This window comes from Aeromonas sp. s2 (genome assembly GCF_040907935.1).
Classification (GTDB): Bacteria; Pseudomonadota; Gammaproteobacteria; order Enterobacterales; family Aeromonadaceae; genus Aeromonas; species Aeromonas dhakensis.
This window is the reverse complement of the sequence record NZ_JBFOCR010000016.1, coordinates 35,156-61,366: the sequence shown is the minus strand read 5'-3', so window position 1 is coordinate 61,366 and position 26,211 is coordinate 35,156. Positions and strand designations below refer to the sequence as shown.

Annotated in this window: 22 protein-coding genes and 1 riboswitch; of the genes, 12 read left to right on the top strand and 10 right to left on the bottom strand. The window is 64.1% G+C overall.

Annotation, left to right across the window (positions count from 1 at the left end; genetic code table 11):
- Window positions 1-34 precede the first annotated feature (34 nt).
- Window positions 35-1,327 carry an NAD(P)/FAD-dependent oxidoreductase gene (locus tag AB5Y81_RS13660; protein WP_010633673.1) on the top strand — a complete coding sequence of 431 codons (1,293 nt, stop codon included), beginning with the start codon at window positions 35-37 and terminating at the stop codon, window positions 1,325-1,327.
- A gap of 91 nt (window positions 1,328-1,418) precedes the next feature.
- On the opposite strand, the gene AB5Y81_RS13655 is transcribed toward AB5Y81_RS13660, so the two are convergent.
- The 3 genes from AB5Y81_RS13655 to AB5Y81_RS13645 are packed head-to-tail and all read right to left on the bottom strand — an operon-like array spanning window position 1,419 to window position 4,487.
- Entirely contained in the window at window positions 1,419-2,219 is an 801-nt protein-coding gene (locus AB5Y81_RS13655; protein ID WP_095592552.1) for a hypothetical protein, read from the bottom strand.
- 45 nt (window positions 2,220-2,264) lie between these two features.
- Window positions 2,265-3,344, bottom strand: coding sequence for an HBL/NHE enterotoxin family protein (locus tag AB5Y81_RS13650; RefSeq protein ID WP_005302109.1), 1,080 nt, complete (start codon window positions 3,342-3,344; stop codon window positions 2,265-2,267).
- 24 nt (window positions 3,345-3,368) lie between these two features.
- Window positions 3,369-4,487 (bottom strand): HBL/NHE enterotoxin family protein, encoded by a 1,119-nt coding sequence (locus AB5Y81_RS13645; protein ID WP_095592553.1) that lies wholly within the window; start codon window positions 4,485-4,487, stop codon window positions 3,369-3,371.
- Between the two features lie 435 nt (window positions 4,488-4,922).
- Between AB5Y81_RS13645 and AB5Y81_RS13640 the strand changes: the two genes are divergently transcribed.
- From AB5Y81_RS13640 to AB5Y81_RS13630, 3 genes are all read left to right on the top strand, one after another.
- Entirely contained in the window at window positions 4,923-5,240 is a 318-nt protein-coding gene (locus AB5Y81_RS13640; protein ID WP_005302101.1) for a heavy metal-binding domain-containing protein, read from the top strand.
- 168 nt (window positions 5,241-5,408) lie between these two features.
- A complete protein-coding gene (locus AB5Y81_RS13635; RefSeq protein WP_213343582.1) occupies window positions 5,409-6,170 on the top strand; it encodes an ABC transporter substrate-binding protein in 762 nt (253 codons plus the stop codon).
- Window positions 6,171-6,345: 175 nt separating this feature from the next.
- Window positions 6,346-7,359 carry an LD-carboxypeptidase gene (locus AB5Y81_RS13630; protein ID WP_279484199.1) on the top strand — a complete coding sequence of 338 codons (1,014 nt, stop codon included), beginning with the start codon at window positions 6,346-6,348 and terminating at the stop codon, window positions 7,357-7,359.
- Window positions 7,360-7,448: 89 nt separating this feature from the next.
- Here AB5Y81_RS13630 and AB5Y81_RS13625 read toward each other — a convergent pair whose 3' ends face one another.
- Window positions 7,449-9,710 (bottom strand): LTA synthase family protein, encoded by a 2,262-nt coding sequence (locus AB5Y81_RS13625; protein WP_279484200.1) that lies wholly within the window; start codon window positions 9,708-9,710, stop codon window positions 7,449-7,451.
- Window positions 9,711-9,964: 254 nt separating this feature from the next.
- Between AB5Y81_RS13625 and AB5Y81_RS13620 the strand changes: the two genes are divergently transcribed.
- A complete protein-coding gene (locus AB5Y81_RS13620; RefSeq protein ID WP_279484201.1) occupies window positions 9,965-11,053 on the top strand; it encodes a hypothetical protein in 1,089 nt (362 codons plus the stop codon).
- 87 nt (window positions 11,054-11,140) lie between these two features.
- Here the strand turns inward: AB5Y81_RS13620 and lysC are convergent, their stop codons facing one another.
- Together lysC and argA are read right to left on the bottom strand one after the other, a co-directional pair.
- Window positions 11,141-12,493 carry a lysine-sensitive aspartokinase 3 gene (gene lysC, locus AB5Y81_RS13615; protein WP_017786787.1) on the bottom strand — a complete coding sequence of 451 codons (1,353 nt, stop codon included), beginning with the start codon at window positions 12,491-12,493 and terminating at the stop codon, window positions 11,141-11,143.
- Window positions 12,494-12,582: 89 nt separating this feature from the next.
- Window positions 12,583-12,807: riboswitch (Lysine riboswitch) on the bottom strand.
- Window positions 12,808-12,914: 107 nt separating this feature from the next.
- Window positions 12,915-14,243: an amino-acid N-acetyltransferase gene (gene argA / locus AB5Y81_RS13610; RefSeq protein WP_005302082.1), complete on the bottom strand. Its 1,329-nt coding sequence runs from the start codon at window positions 14,241-14,243 to the stop codon at window positions 12,915-12,917.
- 259 nt (window positions 14,244-14,502) lie between these two features.
- Between argA and msrA the strand changes: the two genes are divergently transcribed.
- Entirely contained in the window at window positions 14,503-15,135 is a 633-nt protein-coding gene (msrA, locus tag AB5Y81_RS13605) for a peptide-methionine (S)-S-oxide reductase MsrA (RefSeq protein WP_279484202.1), read from the top strand.
- A 339-nt stretch (window positions 15,136-15,474) separates the two neighbouring features.
- Here msrA and AB5Y81_RS13600 read toward each other — a convergent pair whose 3' ends face one another.
- Genes AB5Y81_RS13600 through AB5Y81_RS13590 form a run of 3 tightly spaced genes read right to left on the bottom strand, consistent with a single transcriptional unit; the run spans window position 15,475 to window position 16,707 of the window.
- Window positions 15,475-15,810 (bottom strand): DUF3802 family protein, encoded by a 336-nt coding sequence (locus tag AB5Y81_RS13600; RefSeq protein WP_005302076.1) that lies wholly within the window; start codon window positions 15,808-15,810, stop codon window positions 15,475-15,477.
- A 55-nt stretch (window positions 15,811-15,865) separates the two neighbouring features.
- Window positions 15,866-16,354 carry a GNAT family N-acetyltransferase gene (locus AB5Y81_RS13595; protein WP_279484203.1) on the bottom strand — a complete coding sequence of 163 codons (489 nt, stop codon included), beginning with the start codon at window positions 16,352-16,354 and terminating at the stop codon, window positions 15,866-15,868.
- The gene (locus AB5Y81_RS13590; RefSeq protein WP_005302071.1) at window positions 16,351-16,707 is read right to left on the bottom strand and encodes an MmcQ/YjbR family DNA-binding protein; all 357 of its coding nucleotides are present in this window, start codon (window positions 16,705-16,707) and stop codon (window positions 16,351-16,353) included. Before AB5Y81_RS13590 ends, AB5Y81_RS13595 begins: the two co-directional genes overlap by 4 nt.
- A 106-nt stretch (window positions 16,708-16,813) precedes the next feature.
- Here AB5Y81_RS13590 and AB5Y81_RS13585 point away from each other — a divergent pair, with 106 nt between their 5' ends.
- Window positions 16,814-17,596 (top strand): alpha/beta fold hydrolase, encoded by a 783-nt coding sequence (locus AB5Y81_RS13585; protein ID WP_005302068.1) that lies wholly within the window; start codon window positions 16,814-16,816, stop codon window positions 17,594-17,596.
- Between the two features lie 134 nt (window positions 17,597-17,730).
- Here AB5Y81_RS13585 and AB5Y81_RS13580 read toward each other — a convergent pair whose 3' ends face one another.
- Window positions 17,731-18,708, bottom strand: coding sequence for a LysR family transcriptional regulator (locus AB5Y81_RS13580; protein WP_279484204.1), 978 nt, complete (start codon window positions 18,706-18,708; stop codon window positions 17,731-17,733).
- Window positions 18,709-18,768: 60 nt separating this feature from the next.
- Between AB5Y81_RS13580 and AB5Y81_RS13575 the strand changes: the two genes are divergently transcribed.
- Genes AB5Y81_RS13575 through AB5Y81_RS13555 form a run of 5 tightly spaced genes read left to right on the top strand, consistent with a single transcriptional unit; the run spans window position 18,769 to window position 26,162 of the window.
- Complete coding sequence (locus AB5Y81_RS13575) at window positions 18,769-20,466, top strand: L-lactate permease (RefSeq protein ID WP_279484205.1); 1,698 nt, start codon at window positions 18,769-18,771, stop codon at window positions 20,464-20,466.
- Between the two features lie 13 nt (window positions 20,467-20,479).
- Window positions 20,480-21,280, top strand: coding sequence for a (Fe-S)-binding protein (locus AB5Y81_RS13570; protein WP_279485535.1), 801 nt, complete (start codon window positions 20,480-20,482; stop codon window positions 21,278-21,280).
- Complete coding sequence (locus tag AB5Y81_RS13565; RefSeq protein WP_279484206.1) at window positions 21,273-22,709, top strand: LutB/LldF family L-lactate oxidation iron-sulfur protein; 1,437 nt, start codon at window positions 21,273-21,275, stop codon at window positions 22,707-22,709. The genes AB5Y81_RS13570 and AB5Y81_RS13565 overlap by 8 nt, the downstream gene beginning before the upstream one ends.
- A 1-nt stretch (window position 22,710) precedes the next feature.
- Window positions 22,711-23,355 carry an LUD domain-containing protein gene (locus AB5Y81_RS13560; RefSeq protein ID WP_279484207.1) on the top strand — a complete coding sequence of 215 codons (645 nt, stop codon included), beginning with the start codon at window positions 22,711-22,713 and terminating at the stop codon, window positions 23,353-23,355.
- On the top strand, window positions 23,355-26,162 hold the full coding sequence (locus AB5Y81_RS13555) for an FAD-binding and (Fe-S)-binding domain-containing protein (RefSeq protein ID WP_368146700.1): 2,808 nt from the start codon (window positions 23,355-23,357) through the stop codon (window positions 26,160-26,162). The genes AB5Y81_RS13560 and AB5Y81_RS13555 overlap by 1 nt, the downstream gene beginning before the upstream one ends.
- Window positions 26,163-26,211 lie beyond the last annotated feature (49 nt).

Sequence of the window (26,211 nt, the reverse complement as noted above, 5' to 3'; positions counted from 1 at the left end):
TCCCTTCGCTTTAATGGAACCGAGGTAATTAACCATGACCAATATTGTTGTCGTCGGCGGTGGTGCCGGCGGTCTGGAGCTGGCTACCAGCCTGGGCCGCAAGCTGGGCAAGAAGAACAAGGCCAAGATCACCCTGGTTGATCGCAACCGCACCCACCTGTGGAAACCCCTGTTGCACGAAGTGGCCACCGGCTCCATGGACGCGGGCATCGACGCCCTGAGCTACCAGTCCCACGCCAAGAACCACGGTTTCGACTTCCAGCTCGGGACCCTCACCGACATCAAGCGCGACGAGAAACGCATCGTGCTGGCGAAGATCGTCGACGAGAACGGTGACATCGTGGTCAACGAGCGCGAGCTGCCCTACGACTACCTGGTGATGGCCATCGGTTCCGTCTCCAACGACTTCAACACCAAGGGCATCAAGGATCACTGCATCTTCCTGGACAGCCCCTCCCAGGCGCACCGCTTCCACAACAGCATGATGAACCGCTTCCTGCAGTTCGCCACCGAATACCAGCCGGGCGACAAGGTGAAGATTGCCATCGTCGGCGGCGGCGCCACCGGCGTCGAGCTCTCTGCCGAGCTCTACAACGCGGTGGAGCAGCTCTACGCCTACGGCTTCAAGAACCTCACCACCGACAGCCTGAAGGTGACCCTGGTGGAAGCGGGCCCCCGCATCCTGCCGGCTCTGCCGGAGCGCATCAGTGGCGCCGCCCATCAGGAGCTGGTCAAGCTCGGCGTGGACGTGCGTACCGCCACCATGATCACCGAAGCGACCGCCGATGGTCTGCACACCAAGGATGGCGAGCTGATTGAAGCGGATCTGATGGTGTGGGCGGCCGGTATCAAGGCGCCGGACTTCATGAAGGATATCGCCGGTCTTGAGACCAACCGCATCAACCAGCTGGTGGTGAAAGAGACCCTGCAGACCACCCGCGACGAGAACATCTTCGTCATCGGTGACTGCGCCGCCTGCCCGCAGCCGGACGGCAAGTTCGTGCCGCCGCGCGCCCAGTCTGCCCACCAGATGGCGACCCAGGCGTTCAAGAACATCCTGGCCAAGATGAACGGTGGCGAGCTCAAGCCCTACCTCTACCACGACCACGGTTCGCTGGTGTCCCTGAGCCGCTTCTCCACCGTGGGCAGCCTGATGGGCAACCTGATGCGCGGCTCCATGATGGTGGAGGGCTATATCGCCCGTCTGGTCTACATCTCGCTCTACCGGATGCACCAGATTGCTCTGCACGGCTACATCAAGACCGGCCTCATCATGCTGGTGGGCCGCATCAACCGGGTGCTGCGCCCGACCCTGAAGCTGCACTAAGCAGCCTGGGGCAAACGTGCCGGGACTACAATGACCACGTGCACCATGAAAAAGGAGAGGCCTTGGCCTCTCCTTTTTTGTTGCGGTCGTATCAGGAGGCGTCCACCTGCAGGGTGCGCACCTCGGTGAGGGCGGCGGTGAAGAAGAGCCGCGCCAGCTCCGGATCCCCTTGCCCGGCATCGCGGGCGACGTTGGCAATGTCGCCGCCGAGCAGGGTGATGGTGTTGCCCACCTTGCTCACTCGATCGATGAGGGAGCCAAATTGCTGGGAGAAGGCCGTCGTCTGGCCGAGGAAGCCCTGCTGGCGCTGGATCTGCCCCTCAATCTGGTTCACCTGTCCCTCCAGACTGCTCACCTTGTTCTGGGTCTGCGTCAGGGTGACGGCCAGGGCGATGAGGCCAGGCAGCCCCAGCAGTCCCAGCCCCAGTAGGTAGAGCTTCTTCTTGTTGAGGGAGTCCAGCTCCTGCCGGGCGCCGGCCAGGTTGGACTGCAGCCCGGCGATGGTGGCCTGCAGCTCCACGCCGATCCGCTGCAACGCTATGTTGTCCTGCGTGATGCGATCGTTGGCCGCCTGGCTGGCAGTCAGGGTCTGGGCGGTCAGGGTCTGGATGGGGGCGATCTCCTGCTGGACCTGATCGACGAACGCCTTGAGGGCGTCGGGGTTGAAGGGGCCGCTATTGGCCAGCTGCTGGGTCAGTTGTGTCTCCAGGTGGCCAGCAAACGCCAGCACCTGTTGCTGCATGGTTTGCACCTGGGGCAGCAGGGCGGCGACCACCTCACCGACGTTCTGCTGGATGTTGACGGCGTTTTGCGGCAACCCGCTGAAGGACTGAATGGTCGCTTCGGCCTGCTGCATGTTGGCAATGGATTGGGAAAGAATGCCGTTGCTCATGGGGTCTCCTTATGAAAGAGGGCGGCCAGGCCGCCCTCCCGGGGGTTAGGCGGCCAGGCGCGCCACGAAGTTGGCGATGGTGTCGGTCTGCGGCACTTGCAGCGGGCTCACGCCGGCCATCTGGGCCTTGATGGTGGTCACGTCGGTGAGCACCGTCTTGACCGTGGTGTCGGCGGCGGTCAGCCAGAGCTGGCGGATGTCGTCGCCGCTGGTGATCCCCTTGTCCAGATCGGTGATCAGGCTGCCCAGATCGGAGGTGAGGGCGTCCCAGGCGTTGCTCATCTGGGTGGCCGCGGTGACGGCGTTTTGCGCCTGCACCTGCAACCCCTTGTAGCCGTTGCCGATCTGGGTGGCGATCAGCACCTCGCTGTTGAGGTTGCTGCGTTTCTGGTACAGATCCTGGCGGGTACCGAGGGAGTTGTGCAGCACGATGGCGCCAGCCGTGATGCCGCCGGCCCCGGCCACCATCATGGCGACCCCGCCGATGACCACCGGGGTCGAGGTGCCGGCGGTGACGAAGTCCGCCACGGCGCCGATGGCGGTGACGAAGGCGCCGCCAATCACCAGCAGCCCCCCGGCGACGATGCCGGCGATGGCGCCGTCGATGGCCGCGTTCACCTTGTCGATGTCACCGTTGAGCTGGGCGAGTACCCCGTTGTCCCCCTGCACCTTGCTGTTGAGGTTCACCACTATGCCCTGGAAGTTGCTGGAGTCGGTGATGAGGTTGTTGTTGAGATTGACGATCACCAGCCGGGTGTCGGCGGAGAGCCGTTGATACTCGGTGGCCTGCTCCTTGATGACGCTCAGTTGCCTGAGCCATTGCGCCTTGGTGGAGCCGGGCGGCAGCACGGCCGGAATGGCGTTTTGCAGGGCAAAGTAGTTGGAGATGTTGCTGATGTTGGTGATGATCTGCGGCTGGACGGTATTGAGATAGAGGTCGGCGTGCCCCTTCGCCAGATCGAGCCCCTGGTTGATCTGGGTCTGGTTGTCCTTGAGGTTCGGGAACTGGCTGAAGTCCACCGGCACCTGCTGCTTGACGCTGTTGCAGTAGGTCTGGATCTGCAGGGCCTGGGAAGCCTGGTTGGCCATACCCTGGTCCATGGTGATGGTTGTTGCGTTGGTCATTTGGCGTGTCCTTGCGTGGTGGGATTAAGCGTCGGGCAGGATGCCGTTGCCGGCGTAGGCTGCCTTGATGTCGTCAACCTGGCCTGCGAGCAGCAGCCAGGACTGGGTGTTGAGCGCCACGGTGCGCCGCAGCTGGCGCACGTCGTCGGGGCTGTTGAGGTCGGCGACCACGGGCACCGCCCCTTGGTAGGCATCGGCCACCTTCTGCCAGCCAGCAGGCAGCTGGGTGACGGCATCGGCAACCCGGCTGTAGGTGTCGACAAACAGCTGGTTTTGCGCCTGTACCGACTTGGCCACGGTCAGCAGGGTGTTGGTGGCGGCCAGCGCCTGGTAGGCCTCGGCCAGCTTGTCGGTGTTGGTCTTGAGCTCGCGGGCCGCTAGGCTGGAGCCGGCAATGCCCGATGAGATCGCCTTGAGACCGGAGACCATGTACTGGGTCTGCTGGTCTGTCTGTTTGGCTATCTCCTGCGAAGTGGCGGGTTTGTCCCCCTTGTCGGCCGGTTTTTGTTCCAGCGTCAGCGAGGTGACGATGGCCCGCCCCAGCTGGTTGACCCCTTCACCGGCCTTGCCACCCTCATCGACGATGGCCTGGATATTGGCGGCAATCGCCTGGTTGAGGGCATCAATGATCTCGGTCTGGCGCTTAGCATCGGCCATCAGGTCCTGCTCGAGCTGGGTGATGACGCCATTGAACTGCTCCATCAGGGGGCGCAGGGATCCCCAGGCCACCTGCACGCGGGTATTGAGCGCTTGGGCATTGAGCCGGTAGCTCAGGGCCTGATCGGCGAGAGACGTCAGCTGCTCGGCCAGCCGGGCGCGCCCCGCGAGCACGGCGGCGTCTTCTTCCTGGCCAAGCAGGCGATTGAACGCGGCGACCAGGGCGTAGAAGTTGGAGCCGTTGCTCAGCAGGTGGATGAGGCCGGACAGGTTGGTCTGCTGGTAGTAGCGTGCCTGACTCATCATCTGGGCCTGGTAGGCCTCGATTTTGACCGCGAGGGTGGAGTCGATCTCGCTGTTGGCCAATGACTGCTGCATCAACAACAAGTTCGCATAGGTCTGGTTGAGCAGGGCGGGCGAGGTCGCTGACAGGTAGGCTGCCAGCAGACCCTGATCCCCCAGATCCAGGGTGGCGATCGTGGTCATGACTTGGTCTCCATAGCGGTGTCGGCGAGCTGGCTGGCGGGGGAACATACCCCCGGTGCGAGGGTGGGGGGAGGTAGTCGGGTATCCTGCTGCATCATGCTGCTCTCCTCGTGAGAAATGGGTCTGTCTCCGGTCCATGGCCGGGACAGACTCACCCTAGGGAAAGGCAAAATGGGCCACAACTGACACTTTTATCACTTGATGTTTGAGCCGGATCGGCTAATGAAAGGGGCTGTCGGAGCAGGCCATGCGACGGCTCGATGTCGCCTTTCGTCGTTGAATATGGACAGGTGCCACGTCGTCGACGCGCACGGGATCCGTGCTGGCAGGCCCGCGCCGCCATGCTCCGCCAGGGGCGAACCGGGTCTCCCTGCTTGCCTGCGCCCCCTTCGCTGCTTTAGGCTGTCCCCCAGTTCAATCCACAAGGAAACCCAGATGATCCTCTCAACTACCCCCACCCTGGAAGGCAAGACCATTCGCGAGTACCGCGGCATCGTGGTGGGTGAAGCCATTCTTGGCGCCAACGTGTTCAAGGATCTGTTTGCCGGGATCCGCGACATCATCGGCGGCCGCGCCGGCGCCTATGAGAAAGAGCTGGCCCGGGCCCGGGAAATCGCCTTCGACGAGCTCAGGGAGCGCGCCGCGGCGCTGGGTGCCAATGCGGTGGTCGGCATCGACATCGACTACGAGGTGGTGGGGCAAAGCGGCAGCATGCTGATGGTCAGCATCAGCGGGACCGCCGTGTTGGTCTGACGCCTTGATGCCATGAAAAAACCGGCAACCTGCTGCCGGTTTTTTATTGCGCTCTTCCCAGCGGATGGGGGATGCCAGCGCCCTGACATGCACCTGTCCGCCAGCCTGTATTGTGTGGTTCGCATCCGCAATACTCATGACAAGAGGGATTGGGTTGAGGATGCAATCATGTTCCATATTCTGCGCTGGATATTGCTGTGGTGCTGGCTGGGGAGCGCCATGGGGGCCACCATTCAGGCGGTGACGGAGGAGCTCCCCCCATACAACTATCGGGACAAGGACGGCCAGGTGACGGGGCTGTCGGTGGATCTGCTCAAGCGAATGCTGGAGGTCAGCGGCATCGGGCTCGACCGCAAGGGCATCCAGCTCCTGCCCTGGGCGCGGGCCTATCAGATGGCGCAGTATGACCCCAATACCGTCATCTTCAGCATGATAAGGCTGCCCGAGCGCGAGGCGCTCTTTCATTGGGTTGGCCCTATCGGGCCTCGCGTCACCTGGGTGTATCGCCTGGCAAAACGCGACGATGTGGTGGGCCATCAGCTGGCTGACCTGGCCCCCTGGCGGATCGCGGTGGTACGCGACTCGGCGCTGGCCATCGAGCTGGCGGAGAAAGGGCTCAATCTGGTGCTGGTGCACGACGAAGACGACAAGTTTCGCATGCTGCTGCGCGGCAGGGCCGACGTCGCGCCAGCCATGCAGATGGGGGCCGCCTACCACATAGAGACCTTGGGCCATCACTACTCGGAGTTTGTCCCCATGTTTGAGTTTCAGGAGACCAAGTCGTTCTATTTTGCCTTCAGCCGCAACACGGATGCCGTCATTATCGAAGGCCTGCGGGCGGCGCTGGAGCAGATGCACCGCGATGGCTCCTTTGACGAGATAAGCCAGGCATGGGGGCGTCGCTTCTGGGTTCAGCCGGCGGGCAAGTGAGCCGCGCTATCTCCCATGCGGGTCTCGACTTCGTGATCACCAGCCGGGTGGCGTCGGTTATTACCTGATCTGCCATCTTCTCTTGGTGCCTTGATGGCCATCTAATGGCTATTATGAGTCCTTTCTTGTGGCTGCCATGCCCTGGATGGCCAGATCTGGAACAGGACCGTTTGCGATGACGATACTCAAGCCGCCGGGGCTCAAGCCTGGCGATACCATCGGCTTTTTCTCCCCCTCCAGTGCGGCCACCGCCTGGGCGCCAAACCGCTTTGCCCGTGCCGGGGCGTTTCTGGAAGGGCAGGGCTTCAGACTCAAGGCGGGCAGCCTCACCGGCCAGCGCGATCACTGGCGCTCCGGCTCCATCGCCGCCCGGGCTGCCGAGCTCAATGCCCTCATTCGCGATCCAGAGGTGCGCTGCATCATGTCGGTGATTGGCGGCAGCAACTCCAACTCCCTGCTGCCCTATCTCGATTTTGATGCGCTCATGCGCGACCCCAAAATCATCATTGGCTACTCCGATGTGACGGCCCTGCTGCTCGGCATTCATGCCCGCACCGGCCTGGTCACCTTCTACGGACCGGCGCTGGTGGCCTCTTTTGGCGAGCTCTCGCCGCTGGTGGACGAGACCCTGGCGGGTTTTCGCCAGATCTGCCAGGCCAGTGGCGCCGCCGTGCCTCACACAGTGCCGACCCCGGCGCAATGGACCGAGGAGCGGCTTGACTGGGAGCAGCAGAGCCGGGCCAAGCAGTGCCGGCCAAACCGGCTGATCTCGGTGGGCACAGGTCGGGTGCGGGGCCGGCTCATTGGCGGCAACCTCAACACCCTGGCGGGGATCTGGGGCTCCCCCTATATGCCGGCCATCGAGCGAGGTGACATTCTGCTGCTGGAAGACAGTCTTCATCTGGCAGAGACGGTGGAGCGCTCGTTTGCCCACCTCAAGCTGTGCGGGGTGTTTGATCGCATCGGCGCCCTGGTGCTCGGCAAACACGAGCTGTTCGACAGTCAGGGCAGCGGCCGGAGGCCGCTCGACATCCTGCTGGAGGTGGTGGGGGAGCCGACCTTCCCCATTCTGGCGGAGTATGACTGCGCCCACACCCACCCCATGCTGACCCTGCCCCTTGGCATCGAGGCCGAACTGGATCTCGATGCCCAGAGTCTCACCCTGTGCGAGTCCTGGCTCGGCGAGTGAGTTCGCACCGGCTGCCATAGTCGCATCGGCACATAGACAAAGAGGTCGCCTGGGCGACCTCTTTGTCATCTATCCCATTGCTACGGGGCTCAAGGCAGGGCGTCGGGCCGGAAGCTGGCGCGGATCTGCGGCACCAGGGGTGAGACGTCGAATCCCTTCTCCTCTCCCAGCACGGGATGAAGCAGGGCCTGATCCGGGAGAGGGGTCATGTCACCCGCCAGCAGCTGACGGGTGGCCTGGCCCATCTGATAGAGCTGGCGCACTGGGTCGAACTGGGTCGCCAGATTGAGGGCGTCATCGGCGCGGGCAAAGGCCATCATGGGGATCTGGTAGCTGGCATCGCGGGGTGGCTTGTCACCGTGGATGCCCTTGCCGGCCGACATCAGGAATGGTTGGTGATCGCCAAAAGCCACCACCAGGTAGCGTTTGCCTGAGCGATCCAGGCTGGTCAGCAGGTGCTCCAGCGATGCCATGGCATCCACCACGCCGGTGTAGTAGGTGTTGAGCAGCTGGCGGTCGGCCTCGCTCTGATCCGGGCAGGCCTTGTCGAGCTGCTGGGCCTGGTAGCGATCCCCGTCGAAGGGGCCGTGTCCTTGCATGGTGACCGCGTAGGCAAACAGCGGCTGCTCATCCTGCTCGCTGCGCTTGAGCAGGTGGTCGATGAGGGCATCATCCGAGATATAGAGCCCCTTATGTTCGAGCGTGGTGAAACGGTTGTCGAACCAGCGCTCCTCATAGCCAAGGGCCGGGATCGCCTTGGCGCGGCCCCAGAACTTTTCCACATAGGGGTGGGCAAACAGGGTCCGGTAGCCACTTTGTTTGGCACTCTGCGCCAGACCCGGCACCTGCTCCGAGAGGTAGTAGTAGGGCACCACCCCCTGCTTGAGCAGCCCCACTGGCAGGCCGGTGTTCATCTCGAACTCCGCAAGCACCGTCATGCCGCCGGTGGTGGGGGAGTGGATGGTCTTGTGCCACTGCTGCACGCTGGCCGGCAGGCTCAGGGTGGGCGGGGGCGCGCAGATCTTGCCCTGCCAGCCGAGCCAGAGGGATTCATATTGCAGCACGATCACCAGATCGAAGCGGGGCGTCTGGTTCAGGCTGACATGGCTGAGCTGGGGGGTGAACTCGTTGATCTGCAAGGGATAACGAAACACGCTGCCGCTTTGCAGCATCTCGTCCACCAGGTTGAACAGATAGAGGCCGGGCCCCGAGCGGATGATGTCCCTGTGGTAGTTGACCGCCCTGTCCACGTAGCGAATGTTGGGCCCCAGCAGCTTGTTGCCGGTCTGGGTGGCAAACACGCACAGCGCAAAGAAGGCGGCGGTGGCGGCGGCGGTACGCAGCACCCAGCGCGACAGGGCGAAGCGCCAGCACAAGAAGAGGGCGAGTGCACCGCCCAGCAGCGGCAGCACAGGGTGCTGCTCCAGCAGGATGCGCAGCAGCGCCACCAGGTTGCCGAGATCGTCCCCCCCGAGCGGTACCCCGTAGATGGCGATCTTCATGAAATTCGCCAAGAGGCCGATGCCGGAGAGGGCGGTAAACACCAGCCCCATATAGAGGTTGAAACCCGCCAGCGCACAGAGGCTCCAGCCCAGCACCATGCTGCCCCAGGCGAGGTAGTAGTGCTCGGGACGAAAGCCTGACCAGAGCAGAAATTCCCCCAGCTTGAACACCACGAAGCCGTGCAGCAGCACGAAGGTGAGGTTGCCGAGCAGCAGGCTGCCGGCGATGCGCCAGCGCAGATTGCGCCTGAGGGTGGGCAGCACCACCTTCAGCACGGCGGCGCTCAGGGCCAGCACCAGCAGCAGGCTGGTGCAGAGATAGGTGAGGTTGAAACCCCGCTCCGGCAGGGTCTGCAGGATCTGGCTGAACTCGCCGCTCTCGGGCCTCTCCTTGAGCAGCAGGCCGATCCGCAGCTGATAGCGGCTGGCCAGGGCGTCGTCGGGGGCACGCAGGGTGCTGTTGAGATCCAGGGTGCAGCGCCCCTTGCGGCACTGTTGGCGCTTGTCCACCGGCTGGCTCAGCTGATCGATGCGCTCGCCCCTGTCGTTGAGCAGCTCCACCCTGACCTTGTCCCCCTCCTGCAGCGGCCCCCGCAGCTGCCACTGGCTGCGTACCACCAGATAGAGACCGCGGCTGTCGCTCTTGTAGAGCAGGGCATGGCGGGTGAGGGTGGCGATGGGATTGTCCGCCGGCCCCAGCACCAGCGGCTGGGCCCGGCCGAGCCAGCTGGCGGGATTGATCTGCGGCAGCAACAGGGTCAGCAACAGCAGCGCGGCCAGCATGCCCAGCAGCAGGGCGGGGAGACCGGAGACCCTGGCTGGCAAGCGCGCTGAAGTGGGGGCTTTCATATGGGCTCATCCTTTGAGCGAGTGACGGTGATGCATGGCTGCTGCATTTAATTTGACCCGATGGTGATGGGCTTGTTCCTTGTTGTCAATTTAATGACCAAACAATGAAGGTTGCGTGACAGTGGAGCCATGCAAACTGTGATCCCGATCCGGGGGGCACACTCATTCTGTGATGAAAGCGTCATCATGACGCTTTGCCGCTGGTCTGCTCCAGCCTTGCTGCTTAGTCTCTCAATATGGATGGAGGTACATGTATGAATCCCAAAGTAGCGGCACGTCAGGCAAGGTTGCTCCGCATGCTGGAGAGCAAGGAGGAGATCCGGATCGGGCGCGAGCAGGACTGTCCCCTCTCGGTGGCCCAGCTGGTGCGTCTCAAGGAGGATCATCCGGCCGTGCTCAAGGTCTATCGTCACGGCCTCACCGCCGAGGTGTTCCACCTCAAGGTGGAGGGACATCACTGGTGCCTGAAGCGGCGCCGGCACGACTCCCTGGTGGCCAACGTGGACGGCAGAACCGCCTTCCTGACCGAGCTGGAGCGCCGCCGGGAGATAGAGGCCCTGCGGGAGTTGCACCCCACCATCCTGGCCAACGTGGTCTGCACCAGCTTTGGCTCGGCCCGGGCCGGGGTGCTGGTCTCCCCCTGGCTGCGAGGCGTGCCGGTGCATGAGCTCAACGAGCGCAACCTGGCGCAGATGCTGGCGGTGCAGGCGGAGCTGGCCCACTGGGGCTGGTTCGACTGGGATCCGAGCCCCGGCAACCTGCTGGACGACGGCCAGCAGATCAGCGTGTTCGACTTTGGCTACATGTGGCCCTTCGATCCTCGCCATGAATTCAACTCCAACGGCCTCACCGATCCCGGTTTTCATGTCCCTGAACGGTTGGAGACCCGCACCCTCTCGGGTCTCTGGCTCGACGAGCCGGATCCGCTGCCGCAGTTTCGCTACTGGCGCGGCCTGTGCGTCAATTGGGCGCAGCGGGAGCTGCAGCACCTGACTCGGGAGGGGGCGAGTGCGCCGGTGCTGGCCCGCTTGCAGGGGCTGCTGGGCGAGTGGCGATCGGCGCTCGCCAGCGAAGAGGCGCTCGCCGCCAACTGGTGGCGCGACATGTATCGCAGCCACCGGCTCGACATTGCCGACGATCTCAGCGGCAAGAGCTGTGGCCCGCTCACCCTGCGCCGGCTCGACTGGCTGGAGCAGGCTGTGACCGAACACTACGCCGAACTGGCGGACAACCTGGGCCCCAACGAGGCGGGGCTGGATCAGGGGGCGCTGCTGCACAGACTGGAAGGGCTGCGCGAGGAGATCCGGGCCAACCTGCTGCCGGCGCTGACTACGGCGGGTTAGGGCCGCTCAACTCTTATCCAGAAATCACCCTATATAGAAAGAGGGGCCCGGCGGCCCCTCTGTTGATCCTGGCGAGCTGTCTGCCCCTTAGTCGAGCAGCTCCTGATGGAGGCGGTTGACGATGTGGCCCGCCTCGTCTTCCTTGACCAAAAAGCAGAGGTTGTGGGCGCTGGCGCCGTAACAGATCATGCGAATGTTGTGCTCGCGAATGGCGTCAAAGACCTGACTGCCCACCCCGACCGCCTCACTCATCCGGTTGCCGATAAGCGCCACCAGCGCCAGCCCTGTCTCCACCTGCACCTTGCACAGCTGGCCGAGCTCCGCCAGTACCTTGTCATTGAGGATGGGTTCGCCGTTGCTCTGGCTGCCGGTGTGATCCAGGGTCAGCGACACGCTCACCTCGGAGGTGGTGATGAGATCCACCGAGATGCGGTGGCGGGCCAGGATGCCGAACACCTCGGCCAGGAAACCGTAGGCGTGGAACATGTTGAGGCTGTGCAGGGTCACCAGCACCTGGTTGCGGCGCAAGGCCACGGCGCGAAACAGCGGATTGGTGCGGGTGCTGGCGCGGATCCAGGTGCCGCCGGCGGCCGGATCCTTGGCAGAGCCGACAAACACCGGGATGTCGCGGCGCACCGCCGGCTGCAAGGTGGCCGGGTGCAACACCTTGGCGCCGAAGGTGGCCATCTCGGCCGCCTCCACGAAGCTGATTTCGGGGATGGGGCGGGCGCGGGTAACCAGGCGCGGATCCGTGGTGTAGATGCCGGGCACGTCGGTCCAGATCTCGATGCTGCCGGCGTCGAGCGCCTCGGCCAGGAGGGCCGCGCTGTAGTCGGAGCCGCCGCGGCCCAGGGTGGTGGTGCGGCCATCGCCGTCGGCACCGATGAAGCCCTGGGTGATGATGAGGCTGTCGCCAAGCAGGGGGCCCAGCGTCTGCTGGCAGAGGTCACGGGTGGCGGCCAGATCCACGCTGGCCTTGCCAAAGCGGCTGTCGGTGCGCAGCAGCTGGCGCACATCCTGCCAGCGGGCTTTGACGCCGCGCTGGCGCAGCAGCTCGGTAAAGAGGCGGGTAGACATCAGCTCGCCGCAGGCGATGAGCCTGTCAGCCAGCTCGGCATCGGTACGCAGATGGGCCTGACGCGCCATGGTGCGGATCTCGTCGAGCTGGTCGTGGATCTGGGCACTCACGTCGCCCGGGTGGCCAAGGTCGGCCAGAATGGCCTGCTGGATCTCGCTCAGTCTGGTCAGTTGCGCCTCCTGGCCCGCCTCGTCCAGATCGCCTTGGGCCAGTGCCACCAGCAGGTTGGTGACGCCGGCGCTGGCGCTCAGCACCACCACCCGGGTGGCCGGGTTGGCCAGCACCACATCGGCACAGTTGTTCATGGCTGCCGCGTTGGCGACGCTGGTTCCGCCAAACTTGGCGACATTGATCGGGCTCATTGCTTACTCCTGTCTTAATATGAAAATCCGGTTCCATCGGGCAAAAAGAGAGGAGGAGGCTGAAAATGGCAGGAATGATCGAAGCTATCCCGGCCAGAAGCACTCCACCCGCAGAGCCCATCCCGTACCCGCCCCTGACGGGGCGCGGTGGGGGATGACCACTACCGATGACAACCCGGGGGATTCAGCCCCCGCAGCCGACACTGAGGTATCCAGTTGCCTCAGATGTCTCGGCGCTGCTCCCCCTGACCCAAGCTCACCGGACACTGGTGTCCTCCCTCGGGCTGCCTGGGCAGCGCTCCTCTTCTGGCTCCACCAGGGCGGTGGAGTGCATTTAGAAATACCTTGCGTTGGATTGCACTGTCAATCGAGTTTGTGAAAAAGTTCAAAAAGTCAGCCAAGCCAACGCAAAATCAATGGGTTATACGATTGTCTTTGACAAAACCTTGGAGCGACGCTGCCAGTTGTAGAGGCGTTGGCGCGCCACCGGCAGATCTTCCACCTCCAGCGGATCGAAGCCCCGTTCCCGGAACCAGTGGATGGAGCGGGTGGTGAGCACGAACAGGCGGCGGATGCCGAGCCGCTTGGCCCGCTCGGCCACCTTGGCCACCAGCTGATCCCCCCGGTTTGAGTTGCGGTAGTCGGGGTGGATGGCGACGCAGGCCATCTCCGCCATCGCCTCTTCCATGAAACAGTAGAGCGCCGCGCAGCCGATGATGAGGCCGTCGCGCTCTATGATGGTGAACTTGTCTATTTCCATCTCCAGCTGCTCGCGGGAGCGGCGCACCAGGATCCCTTCTTCCTCCAGCGGGCGGATGAGATCCAGGATGCCACCGATGTCCTCTATGGTGGCGGCGCGCGCCTGCTCGGCGCTTTCCCGCACGATCTGGGTGCCAAGGCCGTCACGGCTGAACAGCTCCTGCAGCATGGCGCCGTCATCCTGATAGCTCACCAGATGGGAGCGAGGCACGCCGCCGCGGCAGGAGGCGATGGCCGCGCGCAGGTAGCGGGCAGTGCCGGACATCTCTTCCCCCGCCTGCTCCAGCTCCACCAGCAGCTCCTCGGCCTGCTCGGGGAAGAGCTCGGAGATGGCCTCGCCGTGGCGGTCCATCACCCCCTGGGTGCTGCTGAAACAGATGAGTTTGTCTGCTTTCAAATCCACCGCCACCCGGCGGGCCACCTCTTCCGAGCTCAGGTTGAAGCTCTCGCCGGTGACCGAGCAGCCGATGGGGGAGATGAGCACCAGGCTCTTCTGATCGAGCTGGCGGGTGATCCCCTCCACGTCGATGCGGCGTACCCGGCCGCTGTGGCAAAAATCGATGCCGTCATCCACCCCGAGCGGCTGGGCGGTGACGAAGTTGCCGCTCACCACGCTGATGCGGGCACCCTGCATCGGTGTGTTGGCGAGCCCCATGGAGAGCTGGGCCGTGATGTCGTACTGCAAGCCGCCGCACACCTGCTTGATGATGGCGAAGCTCGCGTCATCGGTGACCCGGATGCGCTTGTGGTATTGGGCCTCGATGCCGGCGCGGGCCAGCGCCTCGTCGTTTTGCGGGCGGGAGCCGAAAACCAGTACCAGGCGAATGCCCAAGGTCTGCAGCAGGGCGATGTCGCTGACGATGTTGGCGAAATTGGGGTGGCAGAGGGCTTCCCCCCCCATCATCAGCACGAAGGTGGCACCTCTGTGCACATTGACGTAGGGGGTTGACTGCCGAAAGGCATAGACCAGGCTGGGTTCGCGTTCACGCACTTGAGGCTTCTTCCATAAAAAAACAACAATGGGCTCAATATATGAAAATAAATGCACAAATCAAGATTAAATATTGATTTTGAGCGATTTTGTCATCGCGGTGGTCAGGCAGGTCGAACGGTGGCGATACCAGGCGGGGCAGGGGCGTCAGCGGTGTGGCGGTGCGCCCCAGGTTGATCCCGGCCCATAAACTGTTATCTTCGATATTCCTTTTCGTCAGCTGTGCGGTTGCACAGGTTTTTATACAAGGACAGGGTGCATGGAACAGATTATTTCGCCGGCAGACGCGCTGCCGGGACGCCGCGAGGCGATGGTGATTGGCCAGCAGCATGCGGTCAATGGTCACCCGACTCAGGGCCCCTGGCCTGAAGGGATGGCGGTGGCCTGGTTTGGCATGGGCTGCTTCTGGGGTGTGGAGCGCCTGTTCTGGCAGCAGCCAGGGGTCTACTCCACCGCCGCCGGCTATCAGGGTGGGGTGACCCAGAATCCCACCTACAAGGAGGTGTGCAGCGGATTGAGTGGCCATGCCGAGACGGTGCAGGTAGTGTTCGATCCCAAGGTGATCGGCTACGGCGATCTGCTCAAGCTGTTCTGGGAGCAGCACGATCCGGCCCAGGGGATGCGCCAGGGCGGCGACATAGGCACCCAGTACCGCTCCGTCATCTTCTTCGGGGACGACACCCAGGAGGCGATTGCCCAGCAGAGTCTGGCCGCCTATCAGCAGGCGATGCTGGCCAGCGGCGACAGCCGCGCCATCACCACCCGCATTCTGCCGCTGGCCCCCTTCTATTACGCCGAGGATTACCATCAGCAATATCTGGAGAAGAATCCGGACGGGTATTGCGGCCTGGGCGGCATCGGCGTCTGCCTGCCACCGAGCCTCAACCGCTAGGGCAAGATGACGGGTATCTGTGACTCGTCATTGATGGTGAAAAGAAAAAGGCCGCCTTTGCGGCCTTTTTATCGGGCTGTGTCAGGAGAGTGAAAAAAATCATAAAAAAAATGCGTCATGGAGAGGAACTTATTTGAACCAGGCTTGCCCAACTTGGTAGCCACCATGGACGGCGGCCAAGACCAGACACATTTCTTGCCTCGAAATTCATAAAAGTCATTGAAAAACTTGATGAGTTGAAATGCTAGCAAGCAGGGCTGCCAATGAAGGCGGCCCTTTTCATTATCTGCGGTGCGAAAAATGGTGGGGGAGTGGCGACGCTGGCGTTCGCCACGGCGCTCAGCTGATGGCGCCGTCAAACAGGTTCTTGATGAGATCGATGAACTCTTCGAGGAAGGCTTTCTGCTCCGGGGTCGGGGCGCGCAGCCAGACGGCGGAGAGCACCTCTTCCAGATCGGCCACCACCGCATCGGCTTCCTGCATGATCACGAAGCGCAACTTGGGATCGAGCTGCGGATTCTGCTCGCAGATGGCCATCAGGTTGCCGGCCACCCGGCTGCTCACCAGATCTTCGATGGTCTGTTCACCACTGCTCTGTTGCTGGGTTTCAAACAGTCCCAGACTCTCCACCAGATACTCAATCAGGGCGATATAGCCTTCGCTTTCTACAACCATGGCGGCCTCAATCCTCAACAATACGGAAAAACTGTGCGTATTTTAGTGGCTGGACCTAGCTTGGCAAGCGACAGTGCAGGCGATAACGGATAAAACCGACGCCGCCGCGCTCCACGCTCTCCAATCCGGTCAGCTCAAAGCCATACCGTAAAAATAGCCCATAGCTGAAGGCGCTGGCCTCCGTCGTCAGCTGTTTGAGTCCGAGTCGTTGCGCCTCGGCGAGGGCCGCGGCCAGCAGCAGGCCGCCATAGCCAAGGCGCGGGTGATCGGCGCTCACATAGAGCAGGCTGAGGTGACCATCCTGGCTGAGGGTGACGAAACCGAGCGGCTCGCCGCTTTGCTCCAGCACCCAGCCGTGGTGCTCACGCAACTGGCCGACAAAGCCGGGATGATGGGCGCCGAGGGCCCACTGCTCCACCTGCTCCGGGCTGTAGTGCTGCGGGCCTATCCTTCGCACCGACTGCTCGAACAGGGTGCAAAGGGCGGGGATGTGCTGCTCGTTCAGCCGGACGAGCCTGGGCTCTGCCGCCATGGTGGGGCTCATCGCTGGGGTGCCTGCGGGCGCTTGGCCTTGGGCAAACCGGCCACCACCCGCTCGTAGGAGTGATGCACCCAGCCCTGCCAGAGATCGTCGGCCAGGTCATCGCTGAAGGTGACCGTGTTCCAGTGTTGCTTGTTCATATGCCAGCCCGGTTTGACCTCGGGGTGGAGTTCGCGCAGCAGCAGGGCCAGCTCGGGTTCGCACTTGAGGTTCAGCCGCAGCGGCTCGGCCTGCCAGTCCAGCAGGGCAAACATCTTGCCGGCGATGCGATAGACCAGGATCTCAGGGCCGAAGGGGGTATCCTCCTGAGCGCCCGGCAGGGTCAGCAGAAAGGATCTCAAACGGGTCAACTCCATGGTCATGCTCCTGGCTGCTTGCGGTGCAAACGTATTAGTCGGGTGAAAAAATCTGCTAAGATGCGCGCCTACTATACCCCAATGCCGTCGATGAGGGAGTCGCAAGATGCTGTATCACAAGACCTTCGAGCTGGGTCCCGAGCGGGATTGGGTAGTATTCGTACACGGGGCGGGCGGCAGCTCCTCCATCTGGTTCAAGCAGCTGCGCGCCTATCGCGAACACTTCAACGTGCTGCTGCTGGACTTGCGCGGCCACGGCCAGTCCCACAAGCTGCAGCAGGTGATCAAGGGTCACTACAGCTTCCGGGCGGTGACCGAGGATATCCTGCAACTGCTCGATCACCTCAACATTCGCCGCGCCCACTTCGTCGGCATCTCCCTTGGCACCATCCTCATTCGCCATCTGGCGGAGCTTTGCCCCGAGCGGGTCAAGAGCATGGTGCTGGGCGGCGCCATTTTGCGCCTCGACATCCGCTCGCGGGTGTTGGTGCAGCTCGGCCGCCTTGGCCAGCACATCCTGCCCTACATGTGGCTCTACCGGCTGTTTGCCTTCATCATCATGCCGCGCCAGCACCATCAGGAGTCGCGCAACCTGTTCGTGCGCGAGGCGCGCAAATTGTGCCAAAAAGAGTTCAAGCGCTGGTTTCGCCTCGCCACCGAGGTGAACCCTCTTATGCGTTATTTCAAGGAACGTGCTCTGCCCATTCCCACCCTCTATGTGATGGGGGAGGAGGATCACATGTTCCTGGCGCCGGTGCGCGAGCAGGTGGCGCGCGACCCCTACAGCCGGCTCGAGATCATCGACGGCTGCGGCCACGTCTGCAACGTGGAGCGGCCCGAGCATTTCAACCGCCAGTCCCTGGCCTTTCTCACCGCCCAACCCGGCTGAGCCGGCGCCAACCGCCGACTTGAGGCGGCCCTGGTGGCTTGAGCCAGCACGCTGAAGTGGAGGCTATGGTAGGCAACACGGCCGCCCGGGTACAAAAGCCCCCCGTTTGGGCCCGGGATGAGCGCCATCCCCCGTCAGCCGAAGTAGTGAGCGATATCGAGGTAGCGCTGGCGGATATGCTCGATCAGCAGCCTGATCTTGCGCGGCGGCTGGCGGGTGAAGGGGTAGACGGCGTAGATCCCGAGCTTCTTGCCCACCCGGTCCGGAAACAAGTCCACCAGATCCCCGTTCATCAGGTCGTGATAGACCAGACAGCGCGGCACATAGACGATGCCGCGTCCCCCCAGCGCCGCCTTGCGCAGGGCCCCCGCGTTGTCGGTGCAAAAGCTGCCCGACACCGACAGCAGATAGTCCCCCTGTTCCCCCTTGAAGGCCCACTCCGAGGCCCCCGTACTCTGGTAGGCGTAGCGCAGGCAGTTGTGGGTGAGCAAATCCGACGGCTCGCGCGGCGTCCCGAAGCGGCGCACGTAGGCGGGCGCGGCGCAGATCACCCACTGGGAGTCGAGGATGTGGCGGGCAATCAGGCTCGAATCATCCAGATAGCCGGTGCGAATGACCAGGTCGAACCCCTCTTCCACCAGGTTGACGAAGCGATTCTCCAGCGACATCTCCACCGTGAGCCCCGGGTGCTGCTGGCAAAAATCGGCCACCGCGTCGGCCAGCAGCAGCTCGCCGGAGATGGTGGGCACCGACATCCGCACATGACCGCTCACCTTTTCACCAAACCCCGCCACAGCATCGAAGGCATCCAGTGCGGCGGCCTTCACATTTTTGGCACCCTGATAGAGCTCCTTGCCCGCCTCGCTCAAGGTGAGCCGGCGGGTGGTGCGGTAGAGCAGCTGCACCCCGAGCTCCTCTTCCAGACGCCCGATCCGTTTGCTAACCACTGAATTTGTCAGGGAATTTTGTTCGGCCACCTTGCTGAAGGAGCCGGCCTCCACCACCTGGGCGAAGAGAATGAGGTCGTCGGTACTGGCCATATTTATCGATTTTTGGAACGAATGTTGTTCATTATTTCCATATATCGCGAAAAAAGAACAGGGTAAGGTCACGTCCGCTTAACAAAACAACAACAAGGTGCGCCTCTGCACCGCTCGGACAAGGACGCAATGATGACAGACACCCTGTTGGCCCTGGTGGCCTTCTCGCCGATCCTGGTGGCCGCCGTGCTGCTGGTCGGCCTCAACTGGCCCGCCAAGCGCGCCATGCCCATCGCCTTTTTCCTGACCGTATTCATTGCCCTGTGGGGCTGGCAGATGAGCCCGACCCGGGTGCTCGCCTCCAGCCTGCAGGGGCTCATCATCACGGTGACCGTGCTCTGGATCGTGTTCGGCGCCATCCTGATGCTCAACACCCTGAAACACACAGGTGCCATCACGGCGATCCGCGGCGGTTTCACCAACATCTCGCCGGACCGGCGCATCCAGGCCATCATCATCGCCTGGTGCTTCGGTGCCTTTATCGAGGGAGCCTCGGGCTTTGGCACCCCGGCCGCCATCGCCGCCCCCCTGCTGGTGGCCATCGGCTTCCCGGCGCTCGCCGCCGTGTTGCTCGGCATGATGATCCAGTCCACTCCGGTGTCGTTCGGCGCGGTGGGCACCCCCATCCTGGTGGGGATCAACAAGGGGCTGGATAACCAGGCCATCGGCCAGACCCTGAGCGCCGGCGGCAGCAGCTGGGACATCTATCTGCAACAGGTGACCACCAACGTGGCCCTCATCCACGCCACCGTCGGCACCCTGATGCCGGTGCTGATGGTGATGATGCTGACCCGCTTCTTCGGCCGCAACCGAAGCTGGACCGAGGGGCTCTCCATCCTGCCCTTCGCGATTTTCGCGGGGCTCGCCTTCACCGTGCCCTATGCCCTGACCGGCATGCTGCTCGGCCCCGAGTTCCCGTCCCTTATCGGCGGCCTGGTGGGGCTGGCCCTGGTGGTGACGGCGGCGCGCCATGGTTTTCTGGTGCCCAAGAACTCCTGGGATTTCGCCCCCGAGCATGAGTGGCCTGCCGAGTGGCTGGGATCCCTCAAGCTCGATCTCAAAGAGGCCGCCGGCCGCCCCATGTCCCTGCTGCTGGCCTGGCTCCCCTATGTGGCGCTGGCGCTCCTGCTGGTGGCGAGCCGGGTGAGCCCGGAATTCAAGGCTAGCCTCCTGTCGGTGAGCCTCGCCTTCACCGATCTCCTGGGGGAGAAGGGGGTCAGCGCCTCCATTGAGCCGCTCTACCTGCCGGGGGGCCTGCTGGTGCTCTGCGCCCTGCTCGCCACCCTCATTCAGGCCCGCGCCCTGGCCCCCCTTGGCCGCGCCGTGGGCGAGTCGAGCCGCACCCTGATCGGCGCCGGCTTCGTGCTCATCTTCACCGTGCCCATGGTGCGCATCTTCATCAACTCCGGCGTCAACGGGGCGGATCTCGCCAGCATGCCGGTAACCACGGCGAACTTTGCCGCCGGGCTGGTGGGGGAGTTCTTCCCGGCGCTCAGCGCCACCATCGGCGCGCTGGGGGCCTTTATCGCCGGCTCCAACACGGTGTCGAACATGATGTTCAGCCAGTTCCAGTTTGAAGTGGCGCAGACCCTGGGGGTCTCCACCGCCGCCATGCTGGCGCTGCAGGCCGTGGGGGCAGCGGCCGGCAACATGATTGCCATTCACAACGTGGTGGCGGCGTCGGCCACCGTGGGGCTGCTCGGCCGTGAGGGGGCGACGCTGCGCAAGACCGCGCTGCCGACCCTCTACTACCTGCTGGCCACCGGCCTTATCGGGCTGGCGCTCATGTACAGCTTCCACATCTCGGACGTCCTGCTGCAGTTGAAGTAAAGGAGAGCAAGTGATGAAGGTAATGCGGGTCTACCCGGCCAAGCCGGCCGATGTCTATCTCTACGCCACCTGTCTGGTGGACCTGTTCGACCCGGTGGCGGGGCTCGATGCCATCGCCCTGATCGAGCGGGAAGGGATAAGGGTGCACTTTGTCGAGAAACAGACCTGCTGCGGGCAGCCGGCCTACACCTCGGGTCATGAGGAGGAGGCGCGCAAGGTGGCGCAAAGCCAGATGGCGCTCTTCCCCGAGCCCTGGCCGGTGGTGGTGCTGTCGGGCTCCTGCGGGGGCATGATGCACCACCACTACCGCCGCCTCTTCCCCGAGAGCCCCGAGGTGGCCGATTTTTGCGATCTGGTGTTCGAGCTCACCGAGTTTCTGGCCCGGGTCTGCCGGGTGCGCTGGCACGGGGTGGGGAGGGCGAGCATCGTCATGCACACCTCCTGCTCGGCCCGGCGCGAGATGCAGGTGCACACCACGGCCCGCAGCCTGCTGGGGCAGCTCGATGGCGTCACCCTGAACGAACAGGCTTACGAGAGCGAGTGCTGCGGCTTTGGCGGCACCTTCTCGGTGCGCCACCCCCACATCAGCCAGGCCATGGTGGAGGACAAGACCCGCCACCTGCTTGCCACCGGCGCCGACACCCTGGTGAGCGCGGACTGGGGGTGCCTCTTGAACATCAAGGGATCCCTGGCGTATCAGGGCAAGACGCTCCCCGCCACCCATCTGGCGAGCTTCCTGCTCGCCCATAGCGAGCCGGTATCAGACAAGCAAGGGGCTCATGCCCTGCAGAATCAGGAGGCCCATCATGAGTGATCACGCCAAGTATTCGCCGCGCCGCTTCCACCCCCAGGCCGAGGCGGCCCTGGCCGACCCCGTGTTGCGCCAGAATTTTCGCGGCGCCATGGATTACCTGCGCGGCAAGCGTCGCGATGCCTTCGCCGACCCGCAGGAAGAAGCGGCGGTGCGTGATGCGGCGGAGCAGATCCGCCAGCGCTGCCTCTCGCGCCTGCCGGAACTGCTGGAGCAGCTCGAAACCAACTGCGAGCGCAACGGCATCCGGGTGCACTGGGCCCAGACGCCGGCCGAGGCCAACGCCATCATTCTCGGCATCGCCCAAAAGCACGGGGTGAGTAGCATCGTCAAGGGCAAGTCCATGGTGAGCGAGGAGGTGGGCTTCAACCACGAGATGGCGCGCCACGGCATCCGCTGTCTTGAGAGCGACATGGGGGAGTTTATCGTCCAGCTCGACGGCGACACCCCGTCTCACATCATCATGCCCGCCATCCACAAGAACAAGCAGGAGGTGAGCGACACCTTCGCAAGCAACCTGGAAGGTTTCACCCCCACCACCGATGTGGACGCCCTGATCCAGACCGGGCGGCGGGCCCTGCGCGAAGAGTTTCGCCGCGCCGGCATGGGGCTCTCCGGCGTCAACTTCGCGGTGGCCGAGACCGGCAGCCTCTGTCTGGTGGAAAACGAGGGCAACGGGCGCATGTGCACCACTGTGCCCAAGGTCCACGTGGCCATCACCGGCATTGAGAAGGTGGTGGAATATTTCAGCGACGTGCCGCCCCTCTACAGTGCCCTGACCCGCTCGGCCACCGGCCAGGCCATCACCACCTATTTCAACGTCATCAGCGGCCCGAGCCGGACAGGGGAGCTGGACGGCCCGGATGAGGTTCACCTGGTACTGCTCGACAACGGTCGCAGCCAGGCTTACCGGGACGAAGAGCTGCGCAAGACCCTGCAGTGCATCCGCTGCGGCGCCTGCATGAACCACTGCCCGGTCTACACCCGCATCGGCGGCCACGCCTACGGCACCATCTACCCGGGCCCCATCGGCAAGATAGTCTCCCCCCATCTGCTGGGGCTGGAAAGCACGAGCGATCTGGTGACCGCCTCGAGCCTGTGCGGCGCCTGCGGCGAAGTGTGCCCGGTGCGCATCCCCATTCCCGACCTGTTGCAGCGCTTGCGCCGGGAGGCCAAGCACGACGCACAGCCCGGCCACGAACCGCTGGCGGGGCAGGGGGCGGCCAGGAGCCGGCTCGAGACCCTTGCCATGCAGGGCTTTGCCTTTGCCGCCACCCACCCGCGCCTCTATCACGCCGCGACCGGGGTGGCCGGTCGCCTGCGGGGCTTGATGCCTAAACATCTGGGCCCCTGGACCCAGTGCCGCGAGGCCCCCAAACCCGCCCCCCAGAGTCTGCACGCCCTGCTGCGCCAGAAGAAGAAGGAGTCCTGAGATGTCGAGCAAAGAGGCTATCTTGAACCGCCTGCGCGGCGCCGCCACCCCCATTGCCCACGCCCCCCATGGCTGGCAGCCTTGGCGCGGGGCTGATGACGGCGCGCGGCGCGAGCGTTTTGTTGCCGGGATCAGCGCCAGCCACGCCGAGATCCTCACCGTCAAGGAGGCAAATCTTGCCCGGGATCTGGCCACTTGGCTGGATGGGGAAGGCGTGACGCATCTGGCCTGTGGCCAGGGCGGCCGCTGGCAGGCGGCGGTCGCGGCCGCCTGCGCCGGGCGCTCTGTGCTGACCCCCTCTGGCGAGTTCGCGAGCTGGAAAGACGAGCTGTTCGACGTTTGTCAGGCGGGCATCACCCACTGCGCGGGGGCCATCGCCGATACCGGGACGCTGGTGTTGCTGCCCGATGGCGGCGAGCCGCGTACCCTCTCTCTGGTGCCCCCCTGCCATATCGCCCTGCTGGCGGCCTCCACCATCGCCGACAACCTGGCGGGGCTGGTGGCGGCCGGGCGCTGGCAGCAGGCCATGCCCACCAATCTGTTGCTGGTCTCCGGCCCCTCCAAGACCGCCGACATCCAGCAGACCCTGGCCTACGGCGCCCACGGCCCGAGTCGCCTCTTGGTGGTGCTGGTGGAGGATTGCTGATGCGCTGGAATGAATTTGACGCCTCCGTGCTCTCGCGTATCCCGCCGGCGCGGCTGGTGAGCGACCCGGATTTGCGCCTCGCCCACGGCACGGACGCCAGCTTCTACCGGCTGGTGCCAGAGCGCATCGTGCGCCTCGACTCCCTTGATGAAGTGCGCTTCGTGCTCGGGGTGTGCCGCGAATTGGGCCTGCCGTGCACCTTTCGCGCCGCCGGCACCAGCCTCTCGGGCCAGGCCCTGAGCGATTCGGTGCTCATCACCCTGACCGACAGCTGGCGTGGCCACCGCATTCTGGACGAGGGCGCCCGCATCGCCCTGCAACCCGGGGTGATCGGCGCCGATGCCAACCGCTATCTGGCGCCTCTGGGGCGCAAGATTGGGCCGGATCCGGCCTCCATCAATGCCTGCAAGCTCGGCGGCATCGCCGCCAACAACGCGAGCGGCATGTGTTGCGGCACCGCCCACAACAGCTACCACACCTTGCACGCCATGACCCTGCTGCTGGCCGATGGCACCGTGCTGGAGAGCGGTGATCCCCACAGCCGTGCCGCCTTTGCGGCCAGGCGCCCGGAGCTGCTCACGGGGCTCGCCGCCCTGCGCGCCGAAGTGCTGGCCAATACCGAGCTTGCCGCCAAAATTCGCCACAAGTACCGGCTCAAGAACACCACCGGCTACGCCATCAATGCCCTGCTCGACCATGATGACCCCGTCGATATCCTCACCCACCTGATGATCGGCTCCGAGGGGACCCTCGGCTTTATCGCCGAGGTGGTGCTCGATACCGTGCCGGAATACTCCCACAAGGCCTCGGCCCTGCTGGTGTTTCGGGACGCCGAGCAGGCGTGTCTGGCCACCTCGCGCCTGAAAAGTGCGCCGGTGGCGGCGGTGGAGCTGATGGATGGGCGATCCCTGCGCTCGGTGGCTGGCAAGCCCGGCCTGCCGGACTTTATCAAGACGCTGGATCTGGCTGCCTGCGCCCTGCTTGTCGAGGTGCATGGGGAATCGAAAGAGGAGCTGGTGGATCGCTGCGAGCAGGTGACGGCCATGGCGGCCGAGTTCGCTCAGGTCGCCTCTGTACCCTTTACCACCGATAGTGCCGGCCTGTGGGCCATTCGCAAGGGGCTATTCCCAGCGGTGGGGGCGGTGCGCACCACAGGCACCACCGTCATCATCGAGGATGTCGCCTTTCCCATCGAACGTCTGGCAGAGGGGGTGGCGGGGTTGCAGCAACTGTTCGATCGCTTCGAATACGGTGAAGCCATCATCTTCGGCCACGCGCTGGAGGGAAACCTGCACTTCGTCTTTACCCAGGGGTTCGACGATCCGGCCCAGGTGGCCCGCTACGGCGCCTTTATGGATGCGGTGGCCGAGCTGGTCGCCGTGCGTTTTGGCGGGTCCCTCAAGGCCGAGCACGGCACCGGCCGCAACATGGCCCCCTATGTGGAGCTGGAATGGGGGCCGGAGGGGATGGCGCTGATGCGGCGCATCAAGGCGCTGATCGATCCCGATAACCTGCTCAATCCCGGCGTCATCATCAACGACGACCCCAAGGCCCACCTGGCCCACCTCAAGCCCATGCCGGCGAGCGATGCCATCGTCGATCCGTGCATCGAATGCGGCTTTTGCGAGGCGGTCTGCCCCTCGCGCACCTTGTCACTGTCGCCGCGCCAGCGCATCGTGCTTTACCGCGAACTGGCCCGCCGCAATCGTGCCGATGAGCCCTCCAACCAGCTGGCCCGGCTGTTTGACTATCAGGGCATTGAAACCTGTGCCGCCACCGGGCTGTGCGCCGATCGCTGCCCGGTCGGCATCAACACCGGAGCGCTCATCAAGAAGCTGCGCACTGACAAGTACCAGCGCTTCGTGCCCATCGCCCGCTGGAGCGCCGATCACTTCGCTGGCGTTACCCGTACGGCCCGTGGGGCCCTCGGCCTCAAAGCCATTGCTGGCAAGCTGTTGGGAGAAAAAGCGCTGGCAAGGCTGGTGAACGGGGCACGCAACATCAGCGGCCAGCGCACACCCGCCTGGTTGCCGACCCTGCCGGGGCCGAGCCGCTACCAGTGGCCGCCAGGGGAGGGGAGCCATGGCGGATCAGGCGAGGACATTAGAGGGGATCGCGCCGTGGTCTATCTGCCGTCGTGCGCCAGCCGGGTATTTGGCCAGCAGGAGGAAGCTCCGTCACTGCCGGAGGTGGTGTTATCCCTCCTCAAGAAGGCGGGCTGCCGGGTCATAGTGCCGGCGAGAGTTGAGGGGCTCTGCTGCGGCATGCCCTATGACAGCAAGGGGATGAGCGAGGTGGCGGAAGCCAAGCGCAGTGAGCTGGCCGAGGCCCTGTGGCAGGCAAGCCAGCAGGGGCGCTGGCCCGTGCTGCTCGACACCAGCCCCTGCGTGCAGCGGCTGCTCTCGGGGGCGCTCGGCAAGGGCCTTCGGGTGTTTGAGCCCGCTACCTTTGTGCTGGAACACCTGCTGCCCCACCTTGAGCTGACCCCCATCGATGAGACCGTCATGCTCCATATCACCTGCAGCAGCCGGCGCATGGGACTGGGGGAGACCATGCTGGCGGTGGCCCGCGCCTGTGCCCGCGAGGTGATAATCCCTGAGCATATCCAGTGCTGCGGCTTTGCCGGCGACAAGGGGCTGATGACCCCGGAGCTCAATGCCGCCGCGCTCGCCAGCCTGCCCGCCCAGGTGCCCAGCGATTGCCGTCAGGGATTCAGCAACAGCCGCACCTGCGAAATGGGGCTGAGCCAGCACGCTGGCATTCCCTATCACAGCATCCTCTATCTGGTGGATCAGGCGGCGAGATAGGAAAATAAAAACGGCAGGATAACTATCCTGCCGTTTTCAATGGGGTGAA

Coding starts and splice junctions, on each gene's coding strand:
- AB5Y81_RS13660 (WP_010633673.1), top strand. CDS start 35: ATGACCAATATTGTTGTCGTCGGCGGTGGTGCCGGCGGTCTGGAGCTG.
- AB5Y81_RS13655 (WP_095592552.1), bottom strand. CDS start 2,219: ATGAGCAACGGCATTCTTTCCCAATCCATTGCCAACATGCAGCAGGCC.
- AB5Y81_RS13650 (WP_005302109.1), bottom strand. CDS start 3,344: ATGACCAACGCAACAACCATCACCATGGACCAGGGTATGGCCAACCAG.
- AB5Y81_RS13645 (WP_095592553.1), bottom strand. CDS start 4,487: ATGACCACGATCGCCACCCTGGATCTGGGGGATCAGGGTCTGCTGGCA.
- AB5Y81_RS13640 (WP_005302101.1), top strand. CDS start 4,923: ATGATCCTCTCAACTACCCCCACCCTGGAAGGCAAGACCATTCGCGAG.
- AB5Y81_RS13635 (WP_213343582.1), top strand. CDS start 5,409: ATGTTCCATATTCTGCGCTGGATATTGCTGTGGTGCTGGCTGGGGAGC.
- AB5Y81_RS13630 (WP_279484199.1), top strand. CDS start 6,346: ATGACGATACTCAAGCCGCCGGGGCTCAAGCCTGGCGATACCATCGGC.
- AB5Y81_RS13625 (WP_279484200.1), bottom strand. CDS start 9,710: ATGAAAGCCCCCACTTCAGCGCGCTTGCCAGCCAGGGTCTCCGGTCTC.
- AB5Y81_RS13620 (WP_279484201.1), top strand. CDS start 9,965: ATGAATCCCAAAGTAGCGGCACGTCAGGCAAGGTTGCTCCGCATGCTG.
- lysC (WP_017786787.1), bottom strand. CDS start 12,493: ATGAGCCCGATCAATGTCGCCAAGTTTGGCGGAACCAGCGTCGCCAAC.
- msrA (WP_279484202.1), top strand. CDS start 14,503: ATGGAACAGATTATTTCGCCGGCAGACGCGCTGCCGGGACGCCGCGAG.
- AB5Y81_RS13600 (WP_005302076.1), bottom strand. CDS start 15,810: ATGGTTGTAGAAAGCGAAGGCTATATCGCCCTGATTGAGTATCTGGTG.
- AB5Y81_RS13595 (WP_279484203.1), bottom strand. CDS start 16,354: ATGAGCCCCACCATGGCGGCAGAGCCCAGGCTCGTCCGGCTGAACGAG.
- AB5Y81_RS13590 (WP_005302071.1), bottom strand. CDS start 16,707: ATGGAGTTGACCCGTTTGAGATCCTTTCTGCTGACCCTGCCGGGCGCT.
- AB5Y81_RS13585 (WP_005302068.1), top strand. CDS start 16,814: ATGCTGTATCACAAGACCTTCGAGCTGGGTCCCGAGCGGGATTGGGTA.
- AB5Y81_RS13575 (WP_279484205.1), top strand. CDS start 18,769: ATGACAGACACCCTGTTGGCCCTGGTGGCCTTCTCGCCGATCCTGGTG.
- AB5Y81_RS13570 (WP_279485535.1), top strand. CDS start 20,480: ATGAAGGTAATGCGGGTCTACCCGGCCAAGCCGGCCGATGTCTATCTC.
- AB5Y81_RS13565 (WP_279484206.1), top strand. CDS start 21,273: ATGAGTGATCACGCCAAGTATTCGCCGCGCCGCTTCCACCCCCAGGCC.
- AB5Y81_RS13560 (WP_279484207.1), top strand. CDS start 22,711: ATGTCGAGCAAAGAGGCTATCTTGAACCGCCTGCGCGGCGCCGCCACC.
- AB5Y81_RS13555 (WP_368146700.1), top strand. CDS start 23,355: ATGCGCTGGAATGAATTTGACGCCTCCGTGCTCTCGCGTATCCCGCCG.